The sequence below is a fragment of the Kitasatospora sp. NPDC018058 genome (assembly GCF_044327205.1).
GTDB lineage: Bacteria > Actinomycetota > Actinomycetes > Streptomycetales > Streptomycetaceae > Kitasatospora.
Genome location: NZ_JBIRFA010000033.1, coordinates 75947 through 91703 on the forward strand (window position 1 = coordinate 75947; position 15757 = coordinate 91703).

16 protein-coding genes and 3 pseudogenes are annotated in these 15757 nt (G+C 70.8%); 10 read left to right on the forward strand and 9 right to left on the reverse strand.

All coding sequences use genetic code 11. The features are described 5' to 3' along the window. Nucleotides 1-62 precede the first annotated feature (62 nt). The 3 genes from ACH4E7_RS33970 to ACH4E7_RS33980 all read left to right on the forward strand — a co-directional run bounded on the left by ACH4E7_RS33970 (nt 63) and on the right by ACH4E7_RS33980 (nt 3168). Nucleotides 63-1283, forward strand: a complete 1221-nt coding sequence (locus ACH4E7_RS33970) for an MFS transporter (RefSeq protein WP_396252999.1) — start codon at nt 63-65, stop codon at nt 1281-1283. Between the two features lie 572 nt (nt 1284-1855). Further along, nucleotides 1856-2209 (forward strand): hypothetical protein, encoded by a 354-nt coding sequence (locus tag ACH4E7_RS33975; RefSeq protein WP_396253000.1) that lies wholly within the window; start codon nt 1856-1858, stop codon nt 2207-2209. Nucleotides 2210-2625: 416 nt separating this feature from the next. After that, nucleotides 2626-3168 (forward strand): TetR-like C-terminal domain-containing protein, encoded by a 543-nt coding sequence (locus ACH4E7_RS33980; protein ID WP_396253001.1) that lies wholly within the window; start codon nt 2626-2628, stop codon nt 3166-3168. Between the two features lie 343 nt (nt 3169-3511). On the opposite strand, the gene ACH4E7_RS33985 is transcribed toward ACH4E7_RS33980, so the two are convergent. From ACH4E7_RS33985 to ACH4E7_RS33995, 3 genes are all read right to left on the reverse strand, one after another. After that, nucleotides 3512-4027 (reverse strand): MarR family winged helix-turn-helix transcriptional regulator, encoded by a 516-nt coding sequence (locus tag ACH4E7_RS33985; RefSeq protein WP_396253002.1) that lies wholly within the window; start codon nt 4025-4027, stop codon nt 3512-3514. A 67-nt stretch (nt 4028-4094) separates the two neighbouring features. Further along, the gene (locus ACH4E7_RS33990) at nt 4095-5528 is read right to left on the reverse strand and encodes an MFS transporter (RefSeq protein ID WP_396253003.1); all 1434 of its coding nucleotides are present in this window, start codon (nt 5526-5528) and stop codon (nt 4095-4097) included. Between the two features lie 224 nt (nt 5529-5752). After that, complete coding sequence (locus ACH4E7_RS33995; RefSeq protein ID WP_396253016.1) at nt 5753-6394, reverse strand: DUF4360 domain-containing protein; 642 nt, start codon at nt 6392-6394, stop codon at nt 5753-5755. Nucleotides 6395-6585: 191 nt separating this feature from the next. On the opposite strand from ACH4E7_RS33995, the pseudogene ACH4E7_RS34000 reads away from it, so the two are divergent. Further along, nucleotides 6586-6753 (forward strand): annotated as a pseudogene (locus tag ACH4E7_RS34000) (ISL3 family transposase); the annotation flags it as partial. On the opposite strand, the pseudogene ACH4E7_RS34005 reads toward ACH4E7_RS34000, so the two are convergent. Together ACH4E7_RS34005 and ACH4E7_RS34010 are read right to left on the reverse strand one after the other, a co-directional pair. Next, nucleotides 6753-6914 (reverse strand): annotated as a pseudogene (locus tag ACH4E7_RS34005) (IS5/IS1182 family transposase); the annotation flags it as partial. The pseudogenes ACH4E7_RS34000 and ACH4E7_RS34005 overlap by 1 nt on opposite strands. Before the next feature lie 214 nt (nt 6915-7128). Beyond that, nucleotides 7129-7674 (reverse strand): hypothetical protein, encoded by a 546-nt coding sequence (locus ACH4E7_RS34010; RefSeq protein ID WP_396253004.1) that lies wholly within the window; start codon nt 7672-7674, stop codon nt 7129-7131. Nucleotides 7675-7731: 57 nt separating this feature from the next. Between ACH4E7_RS34010 and ACH4E7_RS34015 the strand changes: the two genes are divergently transcribed. Together ACH4E7_RS34015 and ACH4E7_RS34020 are read left to right on the forward strand one after the other, a co-directional pair. Beyond that, the gene (locus ACH4E7_RS34015; RefSeq protein WP_396253005.1) at nt 7732-8238 is read left to right on the forward strand and encodes an ArsR/SmtB family transcription factor; all 507 of its coding nucleotides are present in this window, start codon (nt 7732-7734) and stop codon (nt 8236-8238) included. A gap of 374 nt (nt 8239-8612) precedes the next feature. Further along, entirely contained in the window at nt 8613-9707 is a 1095-nt protein-coding gene (locus tag ACH4E7_RS34020) for a hypothetical protein (RefSeq protein ID WP_396253006.1), read from the forward strand. A 333-nt stretch (nt 9708-10040) separates the two neighbouring features. On the opposite strand, the gene ACH4E7_RS34025 is transcribed toward ACH4E7_RS34020, so the two are convergent. After that, complete coding sequence (locus ACH4E7_RS34025; RefSeq protein ID WP_396253007.1) at nt 10041-10235, reverse strand: hypothetical protein; 195 nt, start codon at nt 10233-10235, stop codon at nt 10041-10043. Here ACH4E7_RS34025 and ACH4E7_RS34030 point away from each other — a divergent pair. From ACH4E7_RS34030 to ACH4E7_RS34040, 3 genes are all read left to right on the forward strand, one after another. Then, nucleotides 10234-10446: a hypothetical protein gene (locus ACH4E7_RS34030; RefSeq protein ID WP_396253017.1), complete on the forward strand. Its 213-nt coding sequence runs from the start codon at nt 10234-10236 to the stop codon at nt 10444-10446. The two genes, ACH4E7_RS34025 and ACH4E7_RS34030, sit on opposite strands and share 2 nt — an antisense overlap. Nucleotides 10447-10566: 120 nt before the next feature. Then, the gene (locus tag ACH4E7_RS34035) at nt 10567-11127 is read left to right on the forward strand and encodes a DUF2243 domain-containing protein (protein WP_396253008.1); all 561 of its coding nucleotides are present in this window, start codon (nt 10567-10569) and stop codon (nt 11125-11127) included. Next, nucleotides 11127-11963 (forward strand): cytochrome c oxidase assembly protein, encoded by an 837-nt coding sequence (locus ACH4E7_RS34040; protein ID WP_396253009.1) that lies wholly within the window; start codon nt 11127-11129, stop codon nt 11961-11963. The genes ACH4E7_RS34035 and ACH4E7_RS34040 overlap by 1 nt, the downstream gene beginning before the upstream one ends. Before the next feature lie 399 nt (nt 11964-12362). Here ACH4E7_RS34040 and ACH4E7_RS34045 read toward each other — a convergent pair whose 3' ends face one another. Then, on the reverse strand, nt 12363-13106 hold the full coding sequence (locus tag ACH4E7_RS34045; RefSeq protein ID WP_396253010.1) for a hypothetical protein: 744 nt from the start codon (nt 13104-13106) through the stop codon (nt 12363-12365). A 614-nt stretch (nt 13107-13720) separates the two neighbouring features. On the opposite strand from ACH4E7_RS34045, the pseudogene ACH4E7_RS34050 reads away from it, so the two are divergent. Further along, nucleotides 13721-13885, forward strand: a pseudogene (locus tag ACH4E7_RS34050) (Tn3 family transposase); the annotation flags it as partial. A 112-nt stretch (nt 13886-13997) separates the two neighbouring features. Here the strand turns inward: ACH4E7_RS34050 and ACH4E7_RS34055 are convergent. Further along, complete coding sequence (locus ACH4E7_RS34055) at nt 13998-15119, reverse strand: hypothetical protein (RefSeq protein WP_396253011.1); 1122 nt, start codon at nt 15117-15119, stop codon at nt 13998-14000. 235 nt (nt 15120-15354) lie between these two features. Further along, complete coding sequence (locus ACH4E7_RS34060; protein WP_396253012.1) at nt 15355-15504, reverse strand: hypothetical protein; 150 nt, start codon at nt 15502-15504, stop codon at nt 15355-15357. Between the last annotated feature and the right edge of the window lie 253 nt (nt 15505-15757).

The following is a 15757-nucleotide window of genomic DNA, read 5'->3' on the forward strand; positions in this document are numbered from 1 at the left end:
CCGAGGATTCGATCAGGACGAAATCTGTGGGCACCCTAGCCGACCGCCCCGAGGATCGGCCCATGACCACCACCACCGCCACCGCCGAACCGCTCCCCGCCGCGCCCGCGCGGGCCGGAGGGCAGCGCAAGCTCCTCGGCGCGCACGCGATCGACAGCCTCGGCACCGGCCTGCTGCTCGCCTTCACCGTCATCTGGTTCGTCCGCACCACCCCGCTCACCCTGGCCGCCATCGGCGCGGCTATCAGTGCGGCCCGGCTGCTCGCCCTGCCCACCGCGATCCTCACCGGGCCGCTGATCGACCGGTTCGGCGCCCGCCTGGTCGCCGCCGGCGCCAACCTGCTCTCCGCCCTCGCGTACGCGGCGTTCCTCGGCGCCCGGCAGGTCTGGCAGATCGTCGCCGTGGTGTGGCTGGCCCAGATCGGCACGGCCGCGTACTGGACCTCCTCCACCGGCTTGGTGGTGCTCGCCGCCGAGCCGGACGAGCGACCGCGCTGGTTCGCGCTGATCGGCTCGCTGCGCAACGGCGGGCTGGCGCTCGGCGGCGCGCTCGGCGCTCTGCTGCTCGCCGTCGGCGGCACCGGCGGACTGCGAGCCGGCGTGGTGCTGAACGCCGCCAGCTACGCCCTCGCAGGCGCACTGCTGCTCGCCTGGCGGCCGACCGCCGCGCCCGTCAACCACACGGAGGCGGAGGGTAGTTACCGCACCGTGCTGCGCGACCGCCGCTACCTGCTGCTGGTCGGGATCAACCTGTGCTTCGTCTTCGCCGCCCTGGTGCTCGGCCTGCTGCTGGCCGTCTACCTCACCGAGGGCCTGCACCAGCAGGCCTGGCTGGCCGGCACCCTGCTGGTGCTCAACAGCGCCCAGGTGGTGCTCACCCAGAGCGCCGTCACTCGCCGGCTGAAGCGCTTCCGCCCCACCCGGGTGATCGCCGCCGGCTCGCTGCTCAACGCCCTCGCCTTCGCCCTCTTCGCGGCACTCTCCGCCGCCCCCGGTTGGGCCGTACTGGCCGGCGTGTTCCTGGCCGTACTGATCTACAACACGGCGGAGACCGTCGCCACCCCGTACCGCGAGGAGCTCAGCGTCCGACTCGCCCACCCGCGGCTACGCGGCCGCTACCTGGCCGTCTACCAGCTTTCCTGGACGGTCGGCCAGACCCTCGCCCCCGGCCTGTTCACCCTGCTGCTCGGCCAAGGGCCGTCCTGGCCCTGGGTGTTCCTCGGCGCTCTCGCCCTGGCCGCCGTGCCGGCCCTGCTGCTCCTGGAGCGGATGCCGGGTCAGTGATGGGACGGTGCCCGGGATGACGTGTCCGGCGCTCACCCCGGGCAGCAGCGGCTCGATCCCCGCCCACGGCTCGTCACTGGCCTCCCCAGCCGAGGACGTGGGCCGCGCCGGGGCCGAGGGCACGGCGGGGCCGAGGGCACGGCGGGGCCGAGGGCACGGCGGGGCCGAGGGCACGGCGGGGTCTTCCCGAATTCGGTGCAAGAACCGGAAAAACTCGATCAGACCCCGTTCGTCCCGCTCGTCTCCGGCAGCAGCCGAGGACGACCGGGCGTTGTGGCGGCGTTCGGCGTCGGCCTGGTCGGCGTGCTCCTGGGCGTGTTGGGGATCCCGGACCCCTCCCCGCCGGCCGGTTCGTCGTGGGTCAGCCGTAGTGGGCGAACACCCGGTCCCTCTCCGTCTCCCAGCTCCCACCCGGTTCGTCCCCGCGCCGGAACGGCACGGTCTTGGCGAGCACCTCGAACTGTTCGGATGGCCGCCGGCTCTGCTTCTCCGGGCAGGCACCCTCGTACCGTGATAAACGCCGCTCACCGGGGATAACAGGCAAGGAGCACCCCGAAACACAGGGAGACGAGATGCCGTCACCGGTCTGGAAGAAGGACCCCGAGAGCCATGACTTTCCCGCCGCCTTGGACTACCTGGAGCTGCTGTTGGAGCCCGAGGCCGCCCAGCAGGTCGTGGCGAAGCTCAACGACACCAACACCGTGGTGAAGAAGGCCAAGGACATTCTGCGGGCGTCCGAGCTACCGCTGCTGCCCAAGGAGAACGTGCACGTCGCCGAGAACATCGCCAAGGTCCAGCAGGGCAAGAAGCTCTCCCCGGTCCTGCTGGTGCGCGGCCGGCCGCTCATCATCGCCGACGGTTACCACCGCGTGTGCGCCGTCTACTACCTCTCGGAGGATCTCGAGGTGCCCTGCCGACTCGCCTAGCCCCCGTGGCCAGCCGGGAGGCATGCGGGCGGGGATCTCCCCTAGCGGGCCGGTGGCAGGCTGAGCCGACCTGGCGCACGGAGACCGGCAGCGGGGTGAACAGGGCCGCCGCGGCGTGGAAGCACTCCACGCCGCGGTCGTACGCGTGATCGTGGCCGGGGTCGCACGGGTTGCCGTGCAGGAAGAACTCCGCCGACCGGTAGTAGTTCGACGCCCGCAGGAACCCGTCACGGGCGCTGACCGGGTGGCCCTCCCCCAGGGCACGCCGGGCCTCCCCGGACACCCGGTCCGCACTACGCTCCGGTCAACCGAGACGCAACCGTTCCGTCTCGTGCTAGATTCGGACCATGGCCAGCTCACCCGCCCCAAGCTCTCCCGCGCGTCGACCCCTCGGCGGGCCGGTGCTCCAGGACTCAGTGACAGCGGCGATCTCGGTCGCCTTCTTCGAGGAACTGGCATCAGCCGGCTACGCGAAACTGTCCCTGGAAGCAGTCGCCAAGCGCGCCGGAGCAGGCAAGGCCGCCATCTACCGACGTTGGTCCTCCAAAATGGACATGACCCTCGCCCTGATCTCGAACGTGGTCGCGAACACGCCCGAACCCCTCGACAGCGGAACCGTGCGCGCCGACCTACTCGCCTTCCTCACCGAGGCGGCCGAGGCCCTGCGCCACCCGCTCCCCTCGAAGATCATCCCCGACCTCCTCGCCGAGAGTGGCCGCAACCCCGAACTGGAACAGGCCCTTCTCGCCGCCGTCCGCGATCCTCGCCGGGCCAGAGCCACCCACATCCTGCAGCGGGCCATCGAACGCGGCGAACTGCCGGCCGACCTCGACCTCGACCTCGCACACGACCTCCTCGCCGGCCCCCTCTACTGGCGCCTCGCCGTCGCCCACACCCCGACCGCACCCGACTACCTCGAACGTCTCACCGACAAACTCCTCGCCGCCCTGGCCGCCTGACGAACCCCAGGCACCACCAGACGGTGCAGCCGACCGAACCGACGAAGGCACAGGGCACTCGACGGCCTCCGGCGGGACCTCGGTGCACAGTTCCCGCTCGGAGCCCTCGGGGCCGCCCAGCGGGCCCTTACAGGTCCAGCACGGCGGGCGCTTCGCATGGACGGCGCGGGCGACTTGGAGGCGTTCCCGGCCCGTGCGATGGGCGGCCTCGGCCTTGCGCTTGGCGTGGCAGGCGTAGCAGGTGCCCGGTTGCCACGTCGTCGAGTCACGCCTCCCGTGACGACTCGACACATACCACCGGCGACGCGAACTCCACCTCCGTCGCCCGGGAGGTCGCCAGGCCCTACCCCTGCGGCTGCTGGAGCTTGGTCATGATGTGCTCCAGGACGGTCAGTTCCTCGGGGGCGAGCGCGAGAAGGCTGCGCGGGGGACGGGTCAGGATCGACTCGGCCCGCTCGGCGACGGCGGCGCCGGCGGCGGTAAGACTGACGATCTTGGATCGGCGGTCCACCGGGTGGACACTGCGCTCCACATAGCCGCGCCGCTCCAGCTCGTCCACGACCAGCGTGGTGTACGGCTTGTCGGTGGAGAGCCGGTCGGTCAGCTCCCGCATGGTCAACGGGCCCGCCAGCAGCCGGCGTAGCGCCTTGACGCGGAAGAAGCTGAGGCCCAGCGCCTCCTCCACCTCGGCACGCCGGTTCTCCTGCTTCAGCACCAGGAAGGACATGGCGGCCCAGACCCGAGCCGCCTCCGGTGGGACCACCGCGCCGGTGCCTGCGCCATCGTCCGGGCGGGGCTCGGCACCGCCGCCCGTGGTGTGTGTGCCCGGCCCGCCGCCGTCGTTCCTGCTGTCGTTCATCCGCTGTCGCGCTCCGCTCTGCTGGTCGGTCCGAGTCCGCGTCCGACCGCGGTGCCATGGCTCCGGCCTACCCGGTCCGACGGCCGGTGGTGAGGATACCGAGCGTCAGTACCGCTGCGCCGCAGGCCGTCGCGATCCACCAGCCGACGTGGCTGGCCGACGCGAAGCCGGTGCCCAGCGGGCCGTGCACGGCCGAGGTGGCCAGGGAGCCGATCACCGCAACCCCGAGCGCCTGGCCGGTCTGGCGGCTGGTGGTGGCGACGGCGGCGGCGACCCCGGCCTGGGCGGGCGGCAGGCCGGAGACGGCGGTGTTGGTGACCGGCGCGTTCAGCATGCCGAAGCCGAGGCCGAACAGCGCGTAGGAGCCGACGAGTTGCCAGGTGGAGGTGTGCACGCTCAGGCCGGTCAGCATCAGCATGCCGGCGGCCATGGCGCTCCCGGAGAGGACCAGCGGCAGGCGTGTTCCCCGGGCGGCGACCAGACGGCCGGCCATCGGCGAGACCAGCATGGTCATGCCCGCCATCGGCAGGGTCAGCACGCCGGCGCGCAGCGGTGAGCAGCCGCGGACGTCCTGCAGGTAGAGGGTGTTGAGTAGAAGGAAACCCCCGAGTGCGGCGAAGCCGCAGATCGCGATGGCCACGGCGCCGACGAAGGGGGCGCGGGCGAACAGCCGCGGGTCGATCAGCGGCGCGGCGCGGCGCAGTTCGTACGGCACCAGGCAGGCCAGCGCCAGCGCGGCGACCGCGCAGCAGCCCAGGGTCTGCGCGGAGGCCCAGCCCGCGGTGGGTGCCTCGATGAGACCGTAGGCGAGGCTGCCGAGCAAGAGGACGATCAGCAGCTGCCCGACCGGGTCCAGCGGGCGGGGGTGTTCGGCACGGGACTCGGGGACGAACAGTGCGCACAGCACGAGGGCGGCCAGGCCCACCGGGATGTTGGCCCAGAAGATCGCGCGCCAGCCGACCGAGTCGACCAGGCCCCCGCCGAGCAGTGGCCCGAGCGCCATGCTGACGCCCGCCACGGCGCCCCACACGCCTATCGCGCGGGCCCGCTCGCGGGGCTCGGTGAAGGTGTTGGTGATGATCGACATGGCGACCGGGTTGAGCATCGCACCGCCCACCGCCTGCAGCGCGCGGGCGGCGACCAGCCAGTCCAGGCCCGGCGCGAGCGAGCACAGCAGCGAGCCGAGGGTGAACAGCAGCAGGCCGGTCTGGAACGTGCGGCGTCGCCCGAAGCGGTCGCCGCTGGATCCGGCGAGCAGCAACAGGCTTGCCAGGACCACGGTGTAGGCGGCCACCACCCACTGCAGCCCGGTGACGGTGGCGTGCAGGTCGCGCTGGATGGCCGGGAGCGCGGCGTTCACGATCGTGTTGTCCACGCCGACCATGAACAGGCTCAGGCAGCAGATGGCCAGCACCCTCGTACGCCCGCGGCGGTCCGGTGAGGCCGTAACGGTGCCGCGGGCGGCAGGGGAGAGGACGGAAGACCACTTAGTTAATAACATACAATCATTATAGTCATACAACTAACCTCGGCGTCGATGGCGTTGCGGGCAGCACGCCGGCCGAGCGAAGGCCCCGGCACCTCACCCCGGTCGCTCCTCTGTAGGCCACGCCGGGGCGGGCACGGCGAAGGGGCGGCCCGAGCGCGGGCCGCCCCGACACAGCGCCACCGTCGATTACGAGAGGGGTTGGCCAGGACGCACCCGCCGATCGCGGTGCCAGGAGATCACTGACACTGCTTCCAGGCCAGGTGGTACACGGTTTTGATCGTGCCGTCCGTCGAATCCATCTCCATGAAGCTGGTGGCGCTCGGGCTCGAGGTGCCGCGCTCGACCTGCAGTTCGGTGTTGATGTCGAGGTTGCGCTCCTCCCCGCAGGGGGCGAAGACCAGGGCGGCGACGGGCACGGTGTCGGTCGTCTGCCAGTCGCCGGTGAACCCGCCCTTGAAGTGATGGGTCGAGTTGATGGCGAGGGGGTTGCCCTGGAAGTGGTAGCTGGCCCGCTGCGTCCCGGACGCACCCGGCGCCAGTGACGCGAAGCCGCGGTAGTCGGCGGACACGATCGCGTAGGTGAAGCCACCGGGGACGTGCACGAGAAGGTCGAGCTGACAGTTCTTCCGGAAGTCGGTCGGCGACGCCCCGCCCCCCACTTGGGCGAGGTAGTTACTGTAGGTGACGGTGAAGGCGGTGTTGTCGGGGGACACGGCCACGGAGGCCGTCCCCACCGGGCAGCCGGAACCGTTGACCGCCACGCTGTCGATGACGATCCGGTCCGGCGGCGGGGGCGGGGGCGGGGGCGGGCTGCCGCCGAAGGCCGACGAGCCGAACAATGATGTGGCGACACCAGTGGCGGCCAGCGCGCGGAGCACCATGGGCTTCCCTTCAATCGTCCACGGATCCGGGGCGGGCGCCGCTTTCCGAGCCCGACCCCCGGACTTCACGTGGGCATCGCACCACACGTTGCGCGTCCGCCTGCAGAAGGTGACGCTCCAGTCACTCAAACGGCCTTCAGGGTGGAGACCTCGTTCACCCACGCACGGGGACAGAGCGGCGCGCGAGCTCGGACACCGGCAGCCTCAACCTCCGCCACCGCTACATCACACAGGACCGGGCCGAGGGCGACAGGCCGGTCATCACCCCGCGTCGTCTCACCCGCCTTCTCCTCACCCGCCCCGACAACCTGCGGGACAAGGGCACCGAGCTCCTGCGGGAACTCACGGCTTCCTGCAGCGGGGCGAGCCGGCGCAGTGTCAGGTTGGTCCGCCAGAACGCGGTGACCAGCAGCACCCGGTCTTCCAGCGGCAGTGACCAGCGACGCCCTCGACGAGCAAGCTCAGCACCTTCTCAGCGCACCATGGCGATCCGCCTGCGGAAGTCGCGCGGTTGCAGCCCGCTGAACGGGGCTGTCCAAGATCTCGTACAGTCCCGCCATCCACCGTTCCCTCTCCGCCGACCGCGTCTCCGCGCCCCGAACCCTACGACGCGCCCCCGTCAGCGGGTCCAACGGTTTTCCCGGGCTCGGTTCCAGGATGGCCACAACGGCCGGCACCCAGTCGTCGTCCTCGCGCCGGCCGTCGTCGTCCCCGTCGCGAACCACCGTGCATCATCGGCCGCCCCAGCAGTCGGCCGACAGATCGGCGACGGCCGCCTGGCGCCTCGCCAGCGCGATGGGCCCGGCGCCGGTGGCCACCAGGGCAACCGGCGGGCACCGGCGCAGGGGGGCCACCAGTGAGAGCGCCGCGGCCAGCGGCTGCGCCGCCCAGTCCAGCGGGAACATCTTGGGTCCGATCTCCAGGACCGCGACGCCGCCGTCGAGGAGTTCGACGCGCGGAACTCCGCCCAGGGAGGCGTCGAAGTCCCGCCGCATCGTGGCGAGTACCGCAGCGCCCTGGTCCGGCGGCACCGGCACGGCGTGGTACTTGAGGGCCAGGTGCAGGTCGCCGTTGACGGACCGCAGGTCCGCGGTGACCGCTTCGGCCAACTCCTCGGCGGATTCGGTCCGGTAGGAGCCCTCGGCACTCCGGCGCCGTATCAGGGCCGCCAGTTGCCGGGCGGCATCGGGGAAGACGTAGTTCTCGCAGACCAGGTCGGCGATCGACTCGACGACGGCGACGGCGTCCAACGCAGGTGGCGATGTGGTGGAGGTCATGGGAGGGAGTAGACCGGCGGCTTGTCGAAGCGTCAAACGTACTTAACGCTTGATCTGGTGAGCCATCAACCAGACGAGGACGTCCAGCGGATCAGCGCGCCTCTGCAGCACACCGCGCTCGCCCACCCCCTGCGCCAGCGCCTGCTCTTCGCCCTGAGCGGCCGGCCGTCGACGATCAGCCGGCTCGCCGCGCGGCTGGGAGTGAACAAGGGCAGCGTCTCCCACCACCTCCGGGTGCTGTGCGAGGCGGGGCTGGTCCAGGACGCGGGAACGCGACGGGTGCGCGGCGGCACCGAGAAGTACTACCGGCGGACCGCCGAGCGACTCCTCGTCGCCGAGCCGCAGGCCGAGGGCACGGCCGCGCTGCTCGGCGCCATCGCCCAGGAGTTGGACCGCTCACCCGACGACCACCTCCTGACACTGCGCCACCTCCGGCTCAGCCCGGCCAAGGCGGCGCGGCTCGCCGAGGCGCTGGCCGCACTGGTCGACGAGACGGAGGAGGATTCGGAGGGCGAGCCGGTGCACGGCCTCCTGGTGACGCTCTACCAGCAGGCCGGGGCGTAGGGTCGGTCTGCTGAAGATCGTGTTGCGGTACGACGGAGCCCCGGCCGCAGGCCGACGTTGAGAAGGAGGCCAACTGCTCGGCCTACCCCCACAACTGAGATCATTCACGGCCTTGGTTCACCGGTTGGGGTGCTTCTCGGCGTGGTGCAGGCGGATGTGCCGGTACGGATCGTCGAGTTTGCCGGCGGCGGCGCGGCGGCGGTCGCGGTTGGTGGGCGGGGGCCGGATGATCGGCGGGCCCCCGTTGAAGCGGCGGTTGTGGTAGCAGTCCGGGCATTCCAGCCGAGACGGGTCGGCGGGTTCGCGCAGCGCCTTTCAAGGACGGGCCGCTCGCCGGTGCGCGACCGATCGGGTCACGGTGGCAGGATGCCGGGGTGGATTGGATATTGCGCGCCGCTGCAGAGCTGCTGGAGACGGACCTGACCGAGCCCGTCGATTTGGGCGGAAGCCGGCGCAGCACGGTACTGCGCTGCCGGACCGGCTCCGGGGAGAGCGTGATCGTCAAGGCTTACGCGGACGAGCCGGAGGCCCGGCGCTGCTTTGCTGCAGAGGCGGCTGGGCTCTCGTTCGGGCTTGCCGGTCCCGAGGTGTTGCGGGTGGATCCGAAGGTCCCGCTGCTGGTCATGGCGGACCTCGGTGATTCGCCGACTTTGGCGGATGTGCTCCTGGGGAACGACTCGAAGGCCGCTGGGGAAGGCTTGGTGGCCTGGGCGCGCGGGCTTGGGCGGCTGGCTACGAAGTCGGCACACCGGCGCGTCGAGTTCAGGCAGTTGTGGGCCCGGTACGGCCCGGGGATGACCGCCTGGGATGACGAGCCGTGGATCGCACGGGACGCGGCCGACTTGCCCACGGTGCTCGACGCGGCCGGTGTGACGGTTCCGGCCGGGCTGTGTGAGGAACTCGCTCGCATCGGTACCGCGGGCGGGGAGGAGTACCCGGGGTTCACCCCGGGCGACACCTGCCCTGACAACAACCTGCTGACGCCGCGCGGACTGCGGCTGCTCGACTTCGAGGCCGCGTGCTACCAGTCGGTGTTCCTGACGGCTGCGTACTGCAGGATGCCGTTCTCCACCTGCTGGTGTGTCTTCACATTGCCGGCGGGGATCGCGCAGAAGGCCGAGGAGGCCTTCCGCGCGGAAGTCGTCTCGGCGTACCCGGCGCTGGCCGACGATTCGGTGTGGCAGGACGGGATGCGACGAGCCGTCGTGGTCTGGACGGTGAACGCGACCGTGCGCCTGCTTCCGCGCACAGTGGAGGACGGACCGATGCACAGGACACGTCGACCCGTGGCGACCAGACGCCAGGTCCTCAGGCACCGTTGGCAGGTGGCGAGCACGGTTGAGGGGTTCCCGGCATTCGCGCAGACGGTGCAGCGACTCCTGCGCGAGGTCGCCCGGGAGTGGGATGTGGCTCCGCTGCCGCGCTATCCCGCCTTCTCTCCCGCACGAGCGGACCAGGAGCTCGCATAGAGCGGCGGGGGTCACGGGCGGCGCGACGGCCAGTCCCGTCTCAGAACTGCCACTTGTCCATGCCCTGGACGAAAAGCAGTGCGATCAGCCCGGCGACAAGGCCCGCGACTGCCAGCACTCCCGTGACCAACATGCCCACAACCATCCACGGCCCAGGGCCCTGGAGCAGGAGATACACGAACCCGCCACCGCTCAAGGCGCTCGCACCGAGCGGAATACCGCACGTCACCAGCAGGAACGCCTTGTACTTCTCCCACACAACGCCCCCAGGACGGTCTCCGACGTCCAAGGCAGTATCCATGCAGCCACAGGCCGAGGCATGAGTACTTTCACTCAAGTTCCGGCGCTCTCCAGGGCGTCCTTGCGGACGTAGAACAGGCCACGGGCCCGGCTCCAGCCGACCAGGTCCCAGCCAGGGGCCGAGCAGCCGGACTTTATCGCGGTGGCCAGCTCGGCGAACGCCTTCTGCAGTTGGGTCGCCAGTTGGTCATACTCGGGCGCTCCACCGCGAACGACCCGGCGCAGCATGCGTGCGGCCTCCCTCAGTCTCTCCACGGCCTCCACCGCCGTAACGACCGCTCGTGACCCCACCGGCTACTCGACGCGGGGTACCACTGCCCGGCTCTCCCCGTTCGTCCGTCACCGCATCAACATGCTCGGCCGGTACTCCTCCCAGCTCCCCGACCTGCCCGGCGGCATGCGGCCCCTGCGTGCCCCGGACGCCGACGACGCGGGGTGATTCCACAGGGCACAGCTGGGCCGGATGGCGGAAACGCACACGGCACGGGGGCGAACGGGAAGGGAACCTCCCCCTGAAGGAACTTTTCCGGCACCCCAGAACCAGGAGCGGAGACGAACGATGGCCACCACGATGGGCGAGGCCCGGGCCGGTCTCTCACAACCAGCGAGTATCCGGCTGCCGGGCATCGTGCTCGGTGTGGGGATGGGCGGCTTCCTCGACGGCATCCTGCTCCACCAACTGCTGCAGTGGCACCACATGCTCTCCAGCACCAACGAGGACCACATCGGCGTCAAGTACTACGACCCCCACACCGTCTCCGGCCTGGAGATGAACACCCTGTGGGACGGCATCTTCCACATCGTGTGCTGGCTGGCGATCCTCCTCGGCCTCGCCATTCTGTACTCACGGGTCACCCAGAACCGGCTGCGGGTGTGGACCTCCCGGGTGCTGTGGGGCTGGATGCTCGTCGGCTGGGGCCTGTTCAACCTGGTCGAAGGCATCCTGGACCACCACATCCTCGGCATCCACCACGTCTACGCCGGAGACGGCCAGGTCTGGTGGGACATCGGCTTCCTCGTCCTGGGCGCCCTGCTGGTCGCCGGCGGCTACGTGCTCCAGCGCAGCGGCCAGCCCTTCGACCCCAACGCCCCCACCGCGCGCGAGGACCGACGGGCCTGATGGACCACGACATGCCCGCACACGGGCACGACGTGGGCAGCAGCCTCCTGGAATGGCTGCTGCCCGTCCTCGCCCTGCTGGCCGCCGCCGGCGCCTACCTGCTGCTCGCTCGCCGGGCACGCCGCCGCAACCCGGTCCTGGGCTGGAGCCGATGGCGGACCGCATGGTTCCTGACCGGTACCGCCCTGCTCGGCGCCGCGCTGCTGCCGCCCGTGGCCCCCTTCGCACACCAAGACTTCCGCGGGCACATGACCCAACACATGCTCATCGGAATGTACGCGCCGCTCGCGCTGGTCCTAGCGGCCCCCGTCACCCTCCTCCTGCGCACCCTGCCCACGGCCCGGGGACGGCGGCTGACCACCGTGCTGCACAGCCCGCCCGCCCGCGTGACCGCCCGTCCGGTGGTCGCGCTGGTGCTGTCCACGGGCGGCCTCGCGGTCCTCTACTTCACCCCTCTCTACAACGCGACCACGAGCAACCCGGCAGCACACTGGCTGCTGCACGCGCATTTCCTGCTGGCCGGATGCCTGTTTGCCCACGTCATCGCCGGCCCCGACCCCGCCCCCTCCCGGCCGGGCGTGCGCGCCCGGCTGGTCTGCCTCGGCGTCGCGATCGCGGCGCACGCGGTGATCTCCCAGCTGATGTACGGCGGTTTCTGGGTCGACATCCACGCCCCCATCGACCAGGTCCAGGCAGGCGCCGAGATCATGTACTACGGCGGCGACATCGCCGAACTACTGCTGGCAGCCGCGCTGGTCGCCACCTGGCGCCCCGACCACCGGCGTGCGGCCCCCCAGGAAGCCGCCACGTTCCGGGAAGTGTCGGCACCCTCCTGAACCGCCCAGCGGTTGGGACGGCAGAGCCGGCGCCACCACGGACGCCGACCCGGACAACCAGCTCGCCGGCGTCCTGCTCCCCCGGACCGGGATGTCCACCCCGGACTCGGCGCGGGCCATGCAGGACTTCCGCTCGTGCCCGCGCGGGGAGGGCTCACCCGTACGGCGACCACGACATGATCGCGGCCGTCACGGGCCGGCCCACGCGCTGGGGCGTCCTGGCCGACTGAGGTGGGGGTCGAAGGCCGCGCGACGATCGCCGTGCTCGCCGACGACTGCGCCTCCGAGGTGTACCCGGGGGAGCGGCGGCCCTGGAATCACTGACGCCACGCGAGGAGTGGGAGGGCGGTAGCCGTTGTTCTCCGCCGGACGGCCTGCCCCGTCTCCGGGGTCGGCCGGCTACGGCCACGGGTAGCCCACTTGCTCGGGGTTGTAACCTCCGCAGAGCTCGGCGGTGGCACGGGGATCGCCCGCGGTCAGCTGCGCTTCAAGGTGCTCGGCCTGGTCCGACGGGTCGTCTGCGGAGATCGGGAGGGTCATCAGGAACTGGGCCCAGGGCAGACCTGTCTCGTCCCGGTCAGGGGGATGCCTCAGGACGACGTCGATCCGATCTGGTTCCCCGCGGGAGGCCCAGACGGCTTCCAACTCGCACTCCCACCTGGCGAGCCAGTCCTCGCGTCCCCTCAGCCCCGCCTCAAGCAGCGTCGCAACCACTGCTGCCGGCCACTCCCAGCTGCGGTCCTCTTCGGTTCGCCGGACCTCGGCCTCGTACTGATCCGCGGCGAACCGAAACTCCGGCAGGTCGAAGCCCCGCTTGGCCGGGTCGCGCCAGCCCGCCCAGACGACATGCTCCCCGTCCCGCGTGACCGTCACGTACAGCGCACTGCAGCACCGCTCCTCGCCGCACCCGGATCGAGCGAGCCGAACCTCGTGGGGCGTCGCAGTGGCATGCAACGGCCCGCCCCGGCCCAGGAGATACCGGGGGCCTGATCCCACGAACCGGGGGCCGCCTGATTCCATGCTACGGAGGGTCAGATCGGCCAGGAGATCCCGGCCACTGACGAACGGGCGGACCTCCAGGTAGCCCTCGCCGGGTGGTGGGCAGAGGATGCTCAGGCTGAGAATGTCCGGTTCTACGGCCATCGGCCAAGGATCGCGGAGCCAGCCGCAGCTGTCATGTGAATTCGCGTGGCCTCCGCTCAGGGCGGTAGTTCGGGCTGCCCTGAGGCACGCCGGCCTCCGGACACCCCACCGGAACGACGGGATGACAGCCCGGGGAATGACGGGGACCGCCCACAGAGGCTCGACCGTTTCAGAGCGCCGGTGCTCGCGAGCATCCTCGGACCGCACCCCGACACCGCAGTCCGCTGGGCCGGATTCGCCAAGACCTCCTGGGCCGACTACCGTGCCGCCCGCGCCCGTGACATCGGACGAATCCGGGCAGGGCCCCAAGAGGGATGCGCCCGCCCCTCCCCGAGCAGAAATGCGACTGACAACGTCCGCTGACTCCGAGACCATCAGGCAGTGACTACAGAACTGCATCTGCTGTCCCTCCGCGTCGTCGCACCCGGCCGACCAGGTCGAAACCCTTGAGGCGCGTCTCACGGCCGGAGATCCCCGCGAGGTCGCTGAGGTCTGTGGGGGTTCGAAGGAGTTCGCCGATCAGCTCGGCTATCCCTGGCCCGAACCTCGACGACGCGCTCGAACCGCGGGCGAGGCCGGGAACACGGCACGCCAGGAATAAGTGATCTCCGCCAGTAAACGACCAGGCCGCCGGGCTCGGCGGACGGGTGGTGGCCAGCACCCCGCGCGACTCCCTGTACGTCCTGGACGTGCTCTACGACCGCGACGGCGGCCGCCGCCCGGAGATGATCGTCACCGACACCGCCTCGTGTAGCGACATCGTGTTCGGCCTGCTCACCCCGGCCTGCTGGGCGGCCTACGCCCCCTACGCGACCCCGAGGCACCCGAGGACGAATAACTCGCCGAGAGGCCGGCGCCTCCCCGCCAGGGCGGCGCCGGCCTCGGCTGTCATCAGCTGGTCGTCGCCCACTGGTGAGCGCTGCCCTGGTGGACCGCAGCGTAGATGCGGTCGCGCAGCAGATTGGCGTCGTGGTCGGTGAGGGTGCGGTCCAGGTGCCGCAGGACCACCTTGAGGAGGACATTCTTCTGGTCCGGTCGAGCTCCGAGCCGCTCCAGGGCCTGCGGCGGGAGTTCCGCGCATGGCGTCTGGGTGAGGATCTCGACCGTCTCCACGCAGTCGGCATCGGGGCCGAGGGCGTCGCGGACCCGGTCTCCGAGGTCTTCTGCCAGGTCGTCGCGGTCGACGGCGACGGACAGGTCCCGGCGGATCGCCGGCATGGCGGACACGGGCCGGTAGGGGGCCAGGTCGGTCATCTGGGCGGCCACGGACGGTTCGGCCGAGCGGAGGATGCGGATGTCCGGGATGCCCTTGAGCAGCATGAGCATCCGGTCCAGTCCCATGCCGAGGGCGAGGCCGCTCCACGAGGCGTCCAGGCCGGCCCGCTCAAGGACCTGCGGGTGCGCCAGGCCGCATTCCGCCACCTCGATCCATTCGCCGTCGCGGTCCACGTCCACCTGGCGGCCAGACAGGGTGTAGGGGTGGACGCGGTCCTCGTGGCGGTGCTTCGCCCCGGGGAGCAGTGCTTCGACGAGCGTTGTGACCATCCCGTCCAGGTCGGCCGTGGTCATCGGCGCCGGGCGGCGGGTGATGCGCCACAGGTCGAGCTGGTGGGGCGTACCGGTGTGCAGCCGGTCGATGCTGTCGCGGCGGTAGACCAGTCCGGGGCAGACCAGGAGCACGTCGTCGGCCGGGTCCGCGGCCAGGGCGCGAAGCGCGGCCGGGATCAGCGCGCTGGAGTGGCTGCGCAGCATGAGCTGGTTATCGACGTAGCGGGTGTAGCGGGTGTCGCGGGTGATGTCGTCGGGTCGGTAGCCGAGGTTGTCGTAGTTGTCCTCCACGGTGACGGTGCGCTCGCCGCGCCACCAGCGGACCTGGCAGCCCCAGCGGTCGGCCAGCGCGTCGACGGCGTGGCCCAGGACGAGCTGGAGGGCGTGCGGTCCGGCGGCGGGGTCGCTGAGGTCCCGGATGGACAGGTCACGCGCGAGGTGTTCGGCGGAAAGATGAGCGGGCATGTCGGCCTCCTGGCAAGAGCAGTGACGGGGATTCGCAAACCCCCCAGCCCCTGGGCCTGACCGCTCGACGGGGTCAGCCCGGCTCAGCTCTGGAGACGCGGCGAAGTCCGACCCCTGCGGCGCCCTTCGGGGGCCAGGGGGCCGGTAAATCGGCGAATGATCGCTACGACGGCCACACCAGGACTATAGCTGGTTGTTGACACCTTCCCTCGCTGTTTCCGCCGCAGGCATCAAGTCACCGGCGGGCGTCAGTTGGCGCCGGCAAGCCGGTGATCTCGGCGATCGCCTCCGGAGACGGCTTGATGTAGTGGCGGACGTTCTCCGGCTTACGGTGCCGGGACTTCGCCATCAGCATCAGCAGCGAGGCTCCCCACTCCCCCTCCATAGCCTGGATCATGCACGCCCGCCGACACGCCCGCGCCCGGAGCCGGCTTGGACGCCTTGGTGTGGACCAGAGGTTGGCTTTGCAGGTGGGTTGTGAGAGCACTTGTCGCTCGGCGACGAGGGCACCCGGTGCTCGGAGCGAGGGATGTCGCTGGGTTGTGAGAGGGCGGGATGTGAGCCTTTGTCCGGTTCGCCGTTGAGTCTGGATGAGGCGCAGTGATCAGTGGTTCGGGGCGTGGTCGATACCAGGTGCC